This is a genomic window from Cetobacterium somerae, assembly GCF_022430525.1.
GTDB lineage: Bacteria > Fusobacteriota > Fusobacteriia > Fusobacteriales > Fusobacteriaceae > Cetobacterium_A.
The window spans coordinates 511,017-525,996 of the sequence record NZ_CP092520.1 but is presented as its reverse complement, the minus strand read 5'-3'; the positions used below and the strand labels follow the sequence as shown (position 1 = coordinate 525,996).

Here is a 14,980-nt window from a genome sequence, read left to right as displayed (position 1 = left end):
AATTTTATTTTTTTTAGAAAAGTGATATAATATTTCAAGCAAAATTATGAAAGGAAAGACTATGAAGCAAGAGATGTTAAGGTATTTGAAGTTAATGTTAGGATTATTATTGTGTGCATTGGGAGTTGTAACTATTTTAAATTCAAATTTAGGATTATCACCGTGGGATGTTTTAAATCAAGGGTTGAATAGAACTATTGGAATAACACTAGGAGAAGCGAATCTTTTAGTAGGAGCTTTCGTTGTTTTATTTAGTATTTTTTTAAAGCAACCGATTGGAAGCGGAACTGTAATAAATTTTTTATTAGTAGGAGTATTTATAGATATGTATATCTATTTAGATATAATACCTAAAGGAGATATATTATTAAAAAAAATATTAATTTTAATAATAGGAATACTTATATTTAGCTATGGTTGTTATGTTTATATATCTACAGGTCTTGGATGTGGTCCAAGAGACGGATTAATGGTAATTTTAACTAAAAAATCAAGTCATCCCTTATGGAAAATAAAAACTTGTATAGAAATTGTTGTTTTAGGTCTTGGATATATTTTAGGAGGAACAATAGGAGTAGGAACAGTAGTTTCTTCACTATGTGTAGGGCCTTTAATTCAGTATTTTTTTAAGCTTAATAGTCAAGACATAAAAAAATTAGAGCATAGAAGTTTAATATCAGAGTTTAAATTTTTAAAAGGAAAAGTATTAAAATAACAAAAGAAGGAAAAGTTAAACTTTTCCTTCTTTTTTCATCCAGAGTAGTATATCGTCATATACTTGATTTTTATTAAGTTCATTTAAAATTTCATGTCTGCAATCTTTATATAATTTTAAAGAAAGTTTGCTAAAACCTAAATTTAAATAAAAATTATAAAGAGATTTAACCCCTAAACCATAAAGTCCAATAGGATCATCCTCACCTGAAATAATTAAAATAGGAGTTGTTCTATTAACAAAATTAAAGCTATCTTTATTATAAAGTTTAGATAAAAAATCTAAAAAATTATAATAAAATTTTGGAGTATAACTAAATCCACAATGAGGATTATCTAAAAATTCTTTTACAACTTTTGGATCTCTACTTAACCAAGATGAGCTGTTTTTATCTTTATCTTTAATTTTTGAATTAGTTCCTAGAAAAATGATATTATTAAAAATTTTTTTAGGATTATCTGTTAAAAGAGATATAGATTTAAAAAGAGCTTTACCAATAAAAGTCATGAATTTTCTTTCATAACAACTACCCATAAAAATATAATTAAATTTTTCTTTAGAATATACTTTCATATGTTTCTGAGCTATAAAGGATCCCATACTATGTCCTAAAATATAAAAAGGGAGATTAGGGAACTGCTCTTTTAAATTTTTACTTATATTAACTTGATCAAAAACTAAAATATCAAAAGAACTACTAAAAAGTCCTAAGGTTCCATTTTTAAGAGCCTCTTCTCCATGTCCTCTATGATCAGATAAAACAACTATATATCTATTTTTATTTAAAAAATCTGTAAAGCTCAAATATCTTTTAGAGTATTCACTCATACCATGTATAATTTGAACAATTCCTATAGCAGGCTTATCATTATTGTAGATTATTTTAATTTTAATCTCCTCCTTTTTAACTCCTATTTAAAAAGAGAGTATAAATAAGTTGAGTATACTGTTAAAAATAGAAGACCGTGAATTCTATTTAATCTATAGTTTCTTAAAACAAATGCTAAAAGAAGAATTGAAGCAACTATATTTAAAATTAAATCAATAAATGCAGTAGTAGGAACATCGATAGGGGTAATAACAGCAGATATCCCTAGAATAAAAAATGTATTAAAGATGTTAGAACCTACAACATTTCCTATTGCAATATCAGTATTTTTCTTAAATGCAGCAACAACAGAAGTTGCTAACTCTGGTAAAGATGTTCCTAAAGAAACAACTGTTACAGAAATAACTCTTTCAGAAATTCCAAAGTTTCTAGCCAGATCAACAGCAGAGTCAACAATAAATTTTCCTCCAAAAACTAAAAGAATAAAGCCAAGTATCGTTACACCAGTAGCTATAGGTAAGGTATAATTTTTTACTTCTAATTCGCTCTCTTCTCTATTCATAACTGTTAAATAGGCATTATACATAAGAAATAATATAAAAAATCCTAATAATATAAATCCATCAATTTTACTTAAGACTCCATTTTTAGCTAAAACATATGTTAAAATTGAAGCAAAAAGTGCTATAGGTATTTCAAATTTAACAGTGTTTCTCGCAACTGTTAAAGGGTAGATAATAGCTGTAATACCTAAAATAACAAGAATATTAATAACATTACTTCCTATAACATTTCCTAATGTGATAGCACTTTTGCCATTTAATGCAGAAATGACATTTACAACAAGTTCAGGAGCAGAAGTTCCAAAAGCTACGATGGTAAGTCCAATAACAATATTAGGAATATTGAATCTTTTAGCTATAACAGAAGCTCCATCAACAAGAGAATTTGCTCCTAAAACCAAAAAAATAACTCCGACAAGTAAAATAATTAAAGATATCATAAATCCTCCTAAATTAAACTAAACTTCTAATCCATTTATATGACATAACACGTGGGTATGTTATGGCACATTTAACAAGTTCTTCTAAACAGATTATAAAGTATAATGTTGTTATAGATAATCCCGGGATGAAGTGAATAGCAGCAAAGGCCATAGGAATTCCTATAATCCAAATTCCAATCATTTCAGTTGCAATTGCATAAACAACATCTCCACCACCTCTTAAAGTACCTATTACTTGTATAATAGCATAAAATCTTGCAGGAATAAAGAATGCCATTATTTTTAAAACAGTAATTACATTTTTAGCTGTTTCAGGAGTTATTTTAAAGACTCCAACAAAAAGAGGAGAGATAAAGTAGAAAATAATTCCGATAGCTACTCCTAATAAAACTCCAAATTGAGATATCTTTATTGAAAGAGAGTACGCCTCATCTTTTAAGCCAGCTCCAATTTTATTACCAATTATTATAGCAGAAGCAGCTCCAATACCTATACCAAAGATATTAAACATATTGTTAACAGTAATTGCAATTTGCATAGTTGCAGTTGCGTTAACTCCAAGTTTAGCATAAGCAATAGAATAAGTTGAAATTCCTAAAATCCACATAATATCGTTAAAAATAACTGGAGATGCAATTTTAAAGAATTCTTTTAATTTTTTTATAGAAAGTTCTTTTAAACCGTGGAATTTTGTTGCAATTACATTATTATAATTATAAATCATGAATAAAAGAAACCCTAGTTCCATAGTTCTAGAGATAGTTGTTCCTAAAGCAGCACCAGCAACTCCCATCTTAGGAGCACCGAATTTACCAAATATAAATAAATAATTTAAAAGACCATTAAAAGCAATTCCAACAATACTTCCGTACATAGGGAGTTTAGTTTGAGCAGTACTTCTTAAAGCCATTGAATAAGCTAGAGTTATAGATGATAGAATATAACTCACAGCAACTATTCTTAAATAACTAACTCCTAGAGACGTAACAGTTGGATCATTTAAAAAAATATGAATTATATTCGCTGGAAAAATTAAAGCAATTGCAGCAAAAAATATTGAAACTCCAAGTGAGATTAAAAGAGAGAGATCTAAAAATTCATGTATTTTTTTGACATCTTTTTTACCCCAAAGTTGAGACATGAAAATAGAGGCTCCCATTCCTACACCAGCTACTGAATAGAAGAAAATCATATAAAATTGATTTGATAAACCAACTGCAGCGATTTCACTTTCTCCAAGCTTTCCAACCATGATATTATCAAGAAGATTTAATGATGCAGTAATCAAACTTTGTAAAATAATAGGAATAGCTAAAGACATTAACATTTTAATAAAACTTTTTTCGAATTTAAATTTTTGAAACATGCGACACTCCTTTTGTAAATTAAAGAGCAGATGGGTTATAAGCTGCCCATCTGCTCTTTTATATTGTATTTTATTTTTTCTTTTTAACCTTACTTTTAACCTTTTTTTTAGGTTTTTTATTGTTTTTTTCATCTCTATATTCTGTATAAGATTTTATATGCTTATATTTTTCTATTAGTAAAGGATTTTTAGCAACAGAGAATCCAAATTGACCAATAGGTTTTTTTGACATTGGAAAATATTCACCATGACAATAATTAATTAGATTAGCCCATTCAAAATGAATTTTGCCTTTTTCATCAATGATATTTTTATTGATATGTGAACCAACAACTTCAGCTAAAAATAAATCATGTGTTCCTAGTGGAATAATTTGCTTAACTTTACATTCGATATTGATAGGAAACTCCTCTAAATACGGAGAGTTAACATGTTCTCCAGGTTTAGCAGTAAGCCCTAGATGTTTAATTTTATCAACATCTCTTCCAGAAATAACACCACAATAGTCAGTTTCTCTTACTTGGAAAGTATTTGGTAAGTTAACTGTAAACTCCATTGTTTCTTTAATATATTCATATGATAATCTCTCAGGTCTAATAGAGATAGAAAGCATAGGAGGATTAGTACAGATAGTACCCGTCCATGCAACGGTAAATGCGTTATTAACACCATCTTTATTTCTAGATGTTATAACTACAGCAGGAACAGGATTTAAAACTACACTTCCTTTAAATAGTTCTTTTGTCATTATTATAACTCCTTACTTTTCTTTTATTTTATCTTTTTATTATACAATATTAATTATTTAATGTCTATAAAATCAAAGAGATGTTTAGAAAAAATCTTGTAAAATTAAAAGAAAAAATATATTATTATAGAATAAAATAAATAAAAGAGGTGAAGAAAAAATGGCAAGAAGATTAAGATGTGATGTAGGATTTGCAGATAGTTTATTATTTTTACTAGGATGGACAGTTTTAGTTGTAATAACTTTTGGATTAGCCTCTCCATTCTTTTTATTCTCTCTTATAAAGTTTATGATAAATAGAACTATTATTGTAGAGGAATAATTAATGAAGATAGAAATTACTCAAGAAGTTTTAAACTATTTAGAAAAGAAAAACATCAAAGATATAAAGTTGTATTTAGAAAGTACAAAAGGTAGTAAGTGATGTCCTGTTATTTTTAGTGTTCAGGTTGAACTGTTAACGGAGGCACAAAATAAAAATCTTGGTAAAAATAGAAAAATAATTTTTAGTGGAGTCAATATTTATATAGATGAGAGTGTTCCACAAAATAAAAATTATAAAATTTTTAAAGTGTTAAAAATACCTTTTTTTCCAATGGTAATAGATGTAGAAACGTTTTAAAATTATGAAAAGTTATATAAGAAAGGAGTTAATATGAAAAAATATCTAATATTATCAGTTTTATCTGTAGTACTTTTATCAGGATGTTCTAATGTTGGATCAAATACAATTGGTTCAACAACAGTTGGAGCAGGAGCAGGAGCTCTTTTAGGACAAGCGATAGGTGGAGATACTGGAGCAACTCTTTTAGGAGCAGGTATAGGTGCAGCAGCAGGTGCATTAGTTGGTTCAGTTCAAGATCAAACTCAGGCTATAAAAGATACAAACCAGCAACCATATTATAATAATCAACCGCAATATAGCCAACCACAATATAATCAACCTCAGTATAATACAAATCAACAATATAATAAACCTTATTATAGTCAACCGTATAGTTCATCATATTAAAAAAGACCTCCCATTGGAGGTCTTTTATTTATTACATAGCACTTTTAAAAATATTTGCAATATCTCTCTCATTACCTTTTCTTGGATTACTAAATGCATTTCCATCTTTTAAAGCATTGCTAGACATAAGTTCAATATCTTCCTCTTTAACTCCAGCTTCTTTTAAACTTTTAGGAATTCCAACATCTCCTGAAAGTCTAAAAATAGCTTCAATTGATTTTTCAGCAGCTTCAATAACAGAAAGTCCATCTGTTTTCTCTCCCATAAATTCAGCTATATCAGCAAACTTTTCAGGATTAGCAATCATATTGTAACGACAAACATGAGGAAGTAACATAGCGTTAGCAACACCATGTGGCATATCATAAAGTCCACCTAATTGATGAGCCATAGCATGAACATATCCTAAGTTTCCATTATTAAAAGCCATACCTGCTAAAAGCGATCCATAGGCCATATTTTCTCTAGCTTTCAAGTTTTCACCATTAGCAACAGCTTGTCTTAAATTTTGTGAAATTAATTTTATTGCTTGAATAGCAGCAGCATCTGTAACAGGATTGGCATCTTTAGAAACATAAGCTTCAATAGCATGAGTAAGAGCGTCCATACCTGTTGCAGCAGTTAAACCAGCGGGTTTTCCAACCATAAGTAGTGGGTCATTGATAGAAACTTGAGGCAGATTTCTCCAACTTACAATAACAAATTTAACTTTAGTTTTAGTATTAGTAATAACAGCATGTCTAGTAACTTCAGAAGCAGTTCCAGCAGTTGTGTTAATAGCTATAATAGGAGGAAGTGGATTTATAAGAGTCTCAATTCCAGCGTAGTCACAAATATCACCAGGATGTGTAACAGCTATTCCGATACCTTTACCGCAGTCATGAGGAGAACCTCCACCTACAGTTATTATCATGTCACACCCTTCTTTTTTATACATATCTGCACCTTCATACACATTTGTATCTTTAGGATTAGGCTCAACATTGTCAAATACAACACTTTCTATTCCAGCTTCGTTTAAATACTTTATAGTTTTTTCTACAGCTCCATCTTTTAAAGAGTGTAAAAATTTATCAGTAACGATTAAAGCTTTTTTTCCATTAAGTATTTGAGCTCTATCCCCAACTACACTAAGGCATCCAGGGCCAAAAAAGTTAACACTAGGCATTAAATAATCATAAAATCTCATTAATAATCTCCTCCCGAAATAAAGTAATTCTTGTTTCAATTTAAGAGTAACAAAAAAATAGAATGTAAACAAGGTAAAAAAATACCTAAAAATGGTAAAAAAAAATCAAAAATATAAAAAATGACAAAAAAGTACAAATCTAAGATTGATTATTACCTTGAAGTATATAGAAAAAGTTGTTAATATTCGATATACGAACAAAAAAATAAAAAGTATAGGGAGGAAAAGTTATGATTATTAAGAGTTTTAATCAAATTACTTTAGAAGCTTCAAAAAAAATGGGTAAAGCAGCATTAAAAAAAGCAATAGAAATAAAAGTCCCAGTTGTGTTTTCAGTAGTAGATAATGGTGGTAATTTATTGTATTTAGAAAGAATGGATGAAGCTTTTGTAACAAGTGTTGATATAGCAATTAATAAGGCTTTTACAGCATGGGCATTAAAGAGTGGTACAAATGAGCTTAGTGAAGTAGTTTTACCAGGGCAAAGTCTATATGGTTTAAATTTGACAAATAACTCTAGAATAATAACTTTTGGTGGAGGATTCCCAATTATTATAAATGATGAAATTGTAGGAGCCGTTGGAGTAAGCGGTGGAACTGTAGAAGAGGACATGGAGATAGCAAAAGCAGCATTAAATTCTTTATAATTTATAGGAGGAACGATGAGATCAAAACGTTTTGAGGTTTTAAGTGAACGTGCAGTAAATAAAGATGGGTTTATAGGTGAGTGGAAGGAAGAAGGATTAATAGCTATGGATAGTCCTTTAGATCCTAAATCAAGTCTTGCAATTAAAGATGGAAAAATAATTGAATTAGATGGTAAAAAAAGAGAAGATTTTGATATGATTGATCTTTTTATAGCTGATTATGCAATTGATTTAAGCTATGCTGAGGAAGCTATGAAGTTATCAACGCTTGAAATAGCGAAAAAATTGGTTGATATAAATGTAAAAAAAGAAGATATTTTAAAAATAACAACAGGAATAACACCGGCAAAGATGGTAGAAGTTATTAGTCATTTAAACGTTGTAGAAATGATGATGGCTGTTCAAAAAATGAGAGCTAGAAAAACTCCTTCGAATCAATGTCATGTAACAAATTTAAGAGATAATCCAGTTCAAATTGCAGCAGATGCAGCAGAAGCTGCAATAAGAGGTTTTGATGAACAAGAAACAACAGTGGGAATTGTAAGATATGCACCATTTAATGCTATTGCAATTTTTGTTGGTTCTCAAGTGGGAAGAGGTGGAGTACTAACTCAATGTTCAGTTGAGGAAGCAACAGAGCTAGAACTTGGAATGAAAGGATTTACAAGCTATGCAGAGACAGTTTCAGTTTATGGAACAGAGCAAGTATTTACTGATGGAGATGATACGCCATGGTCTAAGGCATTTTTAGCATCGGCTTATGCTTCAAGAGGATTAAAAATGAGATTCACTTCAGGTACAGGATCAGAAGCTTTAATGGGGTACTCAGAGGGGAAATCTATGCTGTACTTAGAGACAAGATGTATTTATATAACAAGAGGAGCAGGTGTTCAAGGATTACAAAATGGTGCAGTAAGTTGCATAGGAATGCCAGGAGCTTTACCAGGAGGTATAAGAGCAGTTTTAGGAGAGAACTTAATAGCAATGCTTTTAGATTTAGAATGTGCTTCAGCTAATGATCAAACTTTTTCTCACTCTGATATAAGAAGAACGGCAAGAACTCTAATGCAGATGTTACCAGGAACAGACTTTATATTTTCTGGGTACAGTGCAGTACCAAACTATGATAATATGTTTGCAGGATCAAATTTTGATGCTGAGGATTTTGATGACTACAATATTTTACAAAGAGATTTGAAAGTTGATGGTGGTTTGAGACCAGTTTCTGAAGATGAAGTAATAAAAATAAGAAATAAAGCAGCAAAAGCAATTCAAGGATTATTTAAAGAATTAGATTTACCAGAAATAACAGATGAAGAAGTGTACGCAGCAACTTATGCTCATGGTAGTAAAGATATGCCAGTTAGAGATGTTGTTCAAGATTTAAAAGGGGCTGAAGAACTTTTGAAAAGAGGAATAACAGGTTTAGATTTAGTAAAAGCTTTAAGCAAAAGTGGATTTAAAGATGTTGCTGAAAATGTGTTAAATATGTTAAAACAAAGAGTTTCAGGAGATTATCTTCAAACTTCAGCAATTTTAAATAAAGACTTTAAAATTGTAAGTGCAATAAATGATAAGAATGATTATATGGGACCAGGAAGTGGTTACAGAATTAGTGAAGAGAGATGGAATGAAATTTCTAATATTCCAACAGCAATAAAGCCAGAGAGTATTGAATAGGAGGAAAAAATGGAAATAAAAATAAAAGAGGTTGGAATTGCAAAAAAAGGTGATAGAATAGAAGAGGTAGTTATAGGACTAGCTCCAGCTTTTAAAAAATATCAACATAAAACAATAACAGATATTCCTCATGATGTAGTTTTAATGGAGTTAATTGCAGGAATAGAAGAAGAAGGATTGATAGCTAGAGTAGTACGTATAAACAGAACATCAGATGTTTGTTTTATAGCAAATGATGCAGCTAAATTAAGTGGATCTGGAATAGGGATAGGAATACAATCTAAAGGAACAACGGTTATACATCAAAAGGATTTACTTCCGTTAAATAATCTAGAATTATTTCCCCAAGCCCCTCTTTTAACACCAGAAATTTTTAGATTGATAGGTAAAAATGCAGCTAAATATGCTAAAGGGGAATCGCCAAATCCAGTACCTGTTATAAGTGACCAAATGGTAAGACCAAAATATCAAGCAAAAGCAGCGTTATTACATATAAAAGAAACAAAACATGTAAAAGAGAACGAGAAACCTGAAGAGTTAGAATATACTTTTGAATAAGGAGATGAAAGATGAACAAAAAAATTAATATCGAATTAGATTATCCTTTAGGAGAGAAGAGAAAAGAGTGGTTAAAAACTCCAACTGGAAAAACGTTAGATGATATCACTTTAGAAAACGTTTTAGATGAAAATGTTAAAGCTCAAGATATTAGAATCTCTTCAGAAACACTTAATCTTCAAGGAGAAGTAGCTGAAACAGCAGGGCAACCAACGATAAAAAGAAATTTTCAAAGAGCCAGTGAATTAGTAAAAATTTCAGACGAAAGAATATTAGAAATTTATAATGCTTTAAGACCAAATAGATCGTCTAAAGAGGAGCTTTTAGCTATAGCTGATGAATTAGAAAATAAATATGGTGCAATTGTAAATGCAAATTTTGTTAGAGAAGCTGCAGAAATTTATGAAAAAAGAGGAAAGTTAAGAAAAGATTAGGAGCAATTTAATTATGAAAATTATTGCGGGTATTGATATAGGAAATGCTACTACTGAAGTAGCTTTAGCCAAAGTTAGTAATTCTAAAGTCGAGTTTTTAGATAGTTCTCTTTATAAAACTACGGGTTTAAAGGGAACTGAAGAAAATATAGAAGGAATAAAAAAAGCAATTTTCTTATTATTAGAAAAATTAGATTTAAAATTAGAAGATTTAAATTTGATTAGAATAAATGAAGCTACACCAGTAATTGGTGATGTTTCAATGGAAACAATAACAGAAACAATAATAACAGAATCCACTATGATTGGGCATAATCCAGATACCCCAGGAGGTTGTGGAATAGGAATAGGTTTAACAATTAATATAGATAACCTAAAAGAACTAAATTTTACTTCGTTAGATGAAGAGTATATTGTTATAGCAGCTAAAGATAAAAATTTTTTAGAAATAGCAAAAATTTTAAATTGTGAAATGAATAGAGGTGTAAAAGTCAAAGGCGCTATTTTACAAAGAGATGATGGAGTTCTTGTAAATAATAGATTATTAATAAAAATTCCGATAGTTGATGAAGTTCAGTTGGTTGAAAAAATACCTTTAGGTGTTAAATGCTGTGTTGAAGTAGCTGAAAAAGGAAAAGTTATTGAGAAAATTTCAAATCCATATGGAATAGCAACAATTTTTAATTTAAATTCAGAAGAAACTAAAAAAGTGGTTCCCTTATCAAAAGCTCTTATAGGAAATAGATCGGGTGTTGTAATAAAAACTCCTCAAGGAGATGTTAAAGAAAAAATTATTCCAGCTGGAAATATCTATATAAAAGGTTGTAAAACGACTGAAGAAGTAGGTATACAAGAGGGCGCTCAAAAAATCATGGATAAAATATCTACTTTAAATGTACAAGATATTTTTGGTGAAGATGGAACAAACGTAGGTGGAATGCTGAGAAATGTAAAAAATACTATGAGTAAATTTACAGGTGAGAGTATACAGGATATAAAAATAAAAGATTTATTAGCAGTTGACACTTTTGTTCCTCAAAGAATAAAAGGTGGCTTAGCTGGAGAGTTTATGCTTGAAAATGCTGTAGGTTTAGCAGTAATGGTAGGAACTGAGAAAAATCAAATGGAAAATTTGGCAAAATTGATAAAGAGTGAATTAGGTATTGAAGTTGAAGTTGGTGGAGTTGAAGCAGATATGGCTATAAAAGGAGCTTTAACTACTCCTGGAACAGGAAAACCATTGGCAATAATTGATATTGGAGCAGGATCTACAGATGCTTGTAGTATTGACAAAATTGGAAGAAAATCTCATACACATTTAGCTGGGGCAGGAAATATGGTAACTTTATTGATTCAAAAAGAACTTGGAATTGAAAATTTTAATTTAGCTGAAGATATAAAAAAATATCCATTAGCAAAAGTAGAGTCTTTCTTTCATATAAGATATGAAGATGGAAGCGTACAATTTTTTAATGATCCATTGTCGCCAAATTTGTATGCAAAAAATGTGTTGGTAAAAAATGGAGAGCTTATTCCAATCGATATTCAAAACACTATGGAGAGAATTAGAGAAATTAGAAGAGAGAGTAAAAAAAGAGTTTTTGTAACAAATTCTAAAAGAGCTTTAAGAAAAATATCGTTAACTAAAAATATTAGAGATTTTGAATTTGTAATAATTGTTGGCGGTTCAGCTCTTGACTTTGAAATACCAGAGATGATAACAGAGGCTCTTTCTAAATATGGTGTGGTTGCTGGTTGTGGAAATATAAGGGGAACAGAAGGACCTAGAAATGCAGTGGCAACAGGATTGGTTTTAGGTGATAGAGAATGCTAAAAAATGGAATAGACATAGTATGTTCAAATATTATAAATGTGATTGATATAGAGGAGATATTTTTTGGAATAGAAGAAGAGGGAGTTCCTTATATTTTAAAGTTTTTAGAAGATGAAAAGATAGATAAAGAGTCTTATGTAAATGGAAGATTTGAGATAGGAATAGGTATTAATTCAGATGGAGAGATACTTTTGAATCAAAAGAAATATACAAAAAAATATATACTAAGAGAAAGTATTGAAAGCTCTAAAAGAAATTTAAGAATTTTTGGTCAAAATGCAGCGAGACTATTAAAAGGATTGCCCTTAAAAAAATTATGATAAAACGAAAGGTGTGAGGTATGCTTCATAAATATAAAAAAGAACTATTAAAAATTCAGGAAGAGATAGTAGATATGACTAAAATGGCTGTAGTAATTGTAGATGATGAAGGCAATTATTTAACGGAAAAAAGTAACTACTCAGAGTTTTGTAAGATTTTTAGAAAAAATAAAGAGCTTAGTTCGTTTTGTGAAAAATGTGATGTAAAAGCTTTAAGTAAAGCATTTTTATCATTAAAACCATATATTTATAGATGCCATGCTGGATTAGTAGATATGATAATCCCTATTATTTATCAAAGTGAATTAATAGGAGCATTTTTAGTTGGTCAAATACTTTTAGAAGATGAAGAAACGTTTGAATTAGAGGATATATTAGTTGAAAATGTAGGAAAAGAGTTTAATATAAAAAAAATTGTTGAAAATTATGGCTTTCTAAAAAAAGTGAAATATAATGAACTCCAGAGTATTGCAAGTATTTTACATTATACATCAGTTTATATAAGTGACTGTATTAAAAGTAAGAAATGGTATAATCATATTATTGAAAATAATATAAAAGAGGAGAGAGTAGAATATAGCCATTCTCAAATCTCTTCAGCAGTAACTTATATAAATGAAAATATTAAAGAAAATATTCATTTAGAAGATGTAGCAGGATTATGTAATTTAAGTATTTCTCAATTTAGTAGAGTTTTTAAACGAGAAACAGGAAAAACTTTTAAAGAATATATTCTTATAAAAAAAATTGAGAAGGCTAAACATTTTTTAGAGATTACGAGTAAGTCTTTATCAGAAATATCAAATGAAATAGGAATTGAAGATAGTAGCTATTTTACAAAAGTTTTTAAAAAATATGAAAGAATTTGTCCTAAAGAATATAGAGATCTTTTTCAAAAATAATAAAAAATGCAGCTATAATTGAGCTGCATTTTTTGATACTTTTATTTATTTATTTATTTATAATACAGAAAGATTCGTATTCTTTAGTAAGTATATTTTTAACTTTTTCTCTCATAATAGAAAGTTTTTCATCAGGTATCGAAGGAGAGATTATTTTGATAGCTTTAACGTATCTTTCTAAAATTTCTTCTATTTTTTGATTAACAACTTCTTTGTTGTTTGCTAAATTTTCAGGAGTCATATTAGATAAGAAGCTTGTTAAAGATTTGTATGAAGTATCAGTTGTAGATTTTATTAGAGTTTTTGTAGACTCTATTTTCTCAGCTGTTATATTTGAACTAATAGTTTTCATATCTTGTTCAAGTTGTTCTAAAGATTTTTCAATCATATTTAAAACAGAAATATAAGCTTGGTTATCTCTATTATTAACAGTAGTCTCTACCTTATTAATAGATTCTTTTAATCCATTTAAAATTTTAGTTTCTGAATCTGTAAACTTTGCATTTCCAGAAATAATTTTATCAAATAAAGATTGTGCAGAATCTACATCAGTTTTAAGAATATTTATAAATCCAACTTCAAAATCTTTAAAGTGTTGTGGAGGAATTTTATTTTTAATTTCTTCAAGGATGCCTTCAACTTCTTTAACAATAGATGAAAGAAGAGTATTTAGTTGGTTTTCAATTTCAACAATTTTATTAGAATCTATGTCTTTTAATATTTGAGGAACAATAAAATTTATATTATCTAATTGCAATTTAGTAACTGTATTTATATCTTTTAAATTTTCGGCATTATTTTTTTTAGTGATACCTTTTAAAATAAATATGTGCTCTTTAATAAATTGAATTACTTTATCATTAATTAAAGATAAATCTTCAGTAGGAATGATATTTACTAAATTTGTAAATATTTTACTAACTTGATCAGATGTATTCATGCCTAAAGTTTTTAATTTTTTTTGGATATCTAGGTAAGAGTCTTCTCCTAAATCATTTTTTAATGGTTCAATCAAAGAATTGAAAGCAGTGATATTACCTTGATAAAAATTTAAAACTTCAGCTTCGACAGTTTTTTCTTCGCTTTCAAAAGTGCTATAACTTTTTTCACACTCTTCTATGAAGTTTGATAAACTTTTTCTAAAAAAGTATTTTAATTCAAAAGATGTTATAGGGTGAAAGCTATGTTTACTTTCTAATAAAGTTGTTTCAAGATGTATATTACATTTTTTATCATTTATCTCAGTAAGATGTAAATTTGTTTCGATTTTAAATTTATCACCTTCTGTTAATATAAAATCTAATCCTTTATTTGTTTGAGGTTTTTTTAAATATAATTTATGTGTTGTATTTCCAAACGTTACATCTAAAAGGAATGCTTCATCATTGACAGCAGCATTAACTTTTGTATTTAAAATATCTTTTACTTTAAGATCTTCGTAAGACTTATTTGAATTTTTTGCTCCAACTAGCCATTTTTTAAGATTTTTAGGATTTAATGCAAAAATCTCTGCAAACATAGGAGGAACATTAATAATTTTGTCCTCTATAATAAGAGGTTGTTTATTTGTTTTAACATCGTTCATATTTAATCACTCCCTTATAAAAAATTAATATGTCACATTTAATCTACGAATAAAATTTAATTTTCTTTTTTATTATTATAGTTTTATCAAAAATATTTTGTTTGGATTTATTTCTATAAAATACTATGCATATGTAGTTTAATTTTTAAACATAA

The 14,980-nt window shown here is 28.7% G+C and carries 16 protein-coding genes; 10 read left to right on the top strand and 6 right to left on the bottom strand.

The annotated features are described in order from the left end of the window. Positions 1-61 precede the first annotated feature (61 nt). Positions 62-715: a YczE/YyaS/YitT family protein gene (locus MKD34_RS11440; RefSeq protein ID WP_240220520.1), complete on the top strand. Its 654-nt coding sequence runs from the start codon at positions 62-64 to the stop codon at positions 713-715. Between the two features lie 15 nt (positions 716-730). On the opposite strand, the gene MKD34_RS11435 is transcribed toward MKD34_RS11440, so the two are convergent. The 4 genes from MKD34_RS11435 to MKD34_RS11420 all read right to left on the bottom strand — a co-directional run bounded on the left by MKD34_RS11435 (position 731) and on the right by MKD34_RS11420 (position 4,664). After that, entirely contained in the window at positions 731-1,543 is an 813-nt protein-coding gene (locus tag MKD34_RS11435; RefSeq protein ID WP_240220518.1) for a serine aminopeptidase domain-containing protein, read from the bottom strand. An 83-nt stretch (positions 1,544-1,626) separates the two neighbouring features. Beyond that, on the bottom strand, positions 1,627-2,547 hold the full coding sequence (locus MKD34_RS11430; RefSeq protein WP_240220516.1) for a sodium:calcium antiporter: 921 nt from the start codon (positions 2,545-2,547) through the stop codon (positions 1,627-1,629). A gap of 13 nt (positions 2,548-2,560) precedes the next feature. After that, entirely contained in the window at positions 2,561-3,916 is a 1,356-nt protein-coding gene (locus MKD34_RS11425; protein WP_240220514.1) for an MATE family efflux transporter, read from the bottom strand. A gap of 70 nt (positions 3,917-3,986) precedes the next feature. Further along, complete coding sequence (locus MKD34_RS11420) at positions 3,987-4,664, bottom strand: flavin reductase family protein (protein WP_185892778.1); 678 nt, start codon at positions 4,662-4,664, stop codon at positions 3,987-3,989. Positions 4,665-4,824: 160 nt separating this feature from the next. Between MKD34_RS11420 and MKD34_RS11415 the strand changes: the two genes are divergently transcribed. Together MKD34_RS11415 and MKD34_RS11410 are read left to right on the top strand one after the other, a co-directional pair. After that, the gene (locus MKD34_RS11415) at positions 4,825-4,986 is read left to right on the top strand and encodes a DUF6693 family protein (protein WP_023049725.1); all 162 of its coding nucleotides are present in this window, start codon (positions 4,825-4,827) and stop codon (positions 4,984-4,986) included. Positions 4,987-5,319: 333 nt separating this feature from the next. After that, positions 5,320-5,676, top strand: a complete 357-nt coding sequence (locus tag MKD34_RS11410) for a YMGG-like glycine zipper-containing protein (protein WP_240220513.1) — start codon at positions 5,320-5,322, stop codon at positions 5,674-5,676. Positions 5,677-5,707: 31 nt separating this feature from the next. Here the strand turns inward: MKD34_RS11410 and MKD34_RS11405 are convergent, their stop codons facing one another. After that, entirely contained in the window at positions 5,708-6,865 is a 1,158-nt protein-coding gene (locus MKD34_RS11405; protein WP_240220511.1) for an iron-containing alcohol dehydrogenase, read from the bottom strand. Between the two features lie 230 nt (positions 6,866-7,095). On the opposite strand from MKD34_RS11405, the gene MKD34_RS11400 reads away from it, so the two are divergent. The 7 genes from MKD34_RS11400 to MKD34_RS11370 are packed head-to-tail and all read left to right on the top strand — an operon-like array spanning position 7,096 to position 13,240. After that, positions 7,096-7,512: a GlcG/HbpS family heme-binding protein gene (locus MKD34_RS11400; protein WP_240220509.1), complete on the top strand. Its 417-nt coding sequence runs from the start codon at positions 7,096-7,098 to the stop codon at positions 7,510-7,512. A 15-nt stretch (positions 7,513-7,527) separates the two neighbouring features. After that, on the top strand, positions 7,528-9,192 hold the full coding sequence (locus tag MKD34_RS11395; protein WP_240220507.1) for a propanediol/glycerol family dehydratase large subunit: 1,665 nt from the start codon (positions 7,528-7,530) through the stop codon (positions 9,190-9,192). A 9-nt stretch (positions 9,193-9,201) separates the two neighbouring features. Next, positions 9,202-9,750: a propanediol/glycerol family dehydratase medium subunit gene (locus MKD34_RS11390; protein WP_240220505.1), complete on the top strand. Its 549-nt coding sequence runs from the start codon at positions 9,202-9,204 to the stop codon at positions 9,748-9,750. An 11-nt stretch (positions 9,751-9,761) separates the two neighbouring features. Further along, entirely contained in the window at positions 9,762-10,184 is a 423-nt protein-coding gene (locus MKD34_RS11385) for a diol dehydratase small subunit (RefSeq protein WP_240220497.1), read from the top strand. Between the two features lie 13 nt (positions 10,185-10,197). Continuing rightward, entirely contained in the window at positions 10,198-12,018 is a 1,821-nt protein-coding gene (locus MKD34_RS11380; RefSeq protein WP_240220495.1) for a diol dehydratase reactivase subunit alpha, read from the top strand. Then, complete coding sequence (locus MKD34_RS11375) at positions 12,012-12,338, top strand: glycerol dehydratase reactivase beta/small subunit family protein (protein ID WP_240220494.1); 327 nt, start codon at positions 12,012-12,014, stop codon at positions 12,336-12,338. Before MKD34_RS11380 ends, MKD34_RS11375 begins: the two co-directional genes overlap by 7 nt. A 20-nt stretch (positions 12,339-12,358) precedes the next feature. Then, positions 12,359-13,240: a PocR ligand-binding domain-containing protein gene (locus MKD34_RS11370; RefSeq protein ID WP_240220492.1), complete on the top strand. Its 882-nt coding sequence runs from the start codon at positions 12,359-12,361 to the stop codon at positions 13,238-13,240. Positions 13,241-13,289: 49 nt separating this feature from the next. Here MKD34_RS11370 and MKD34_RS11365 read toward each other — a convergent pair whose 3' ends face one another. Continuing rightward, positions 13,290-14,825 (bottom strand): hypothetical protein, encoded by a 1,536-nt coding sequence (locus tag MKD34_RS11365; RefSeq protein ID WP_240220490.1) that lies wholly within the window; start codon positions 14,823-14,825, stop codon positions 13,290-13,292. Between the last annotated feature and the right edge of the window lie 155 nt (positions 14,826-14,980).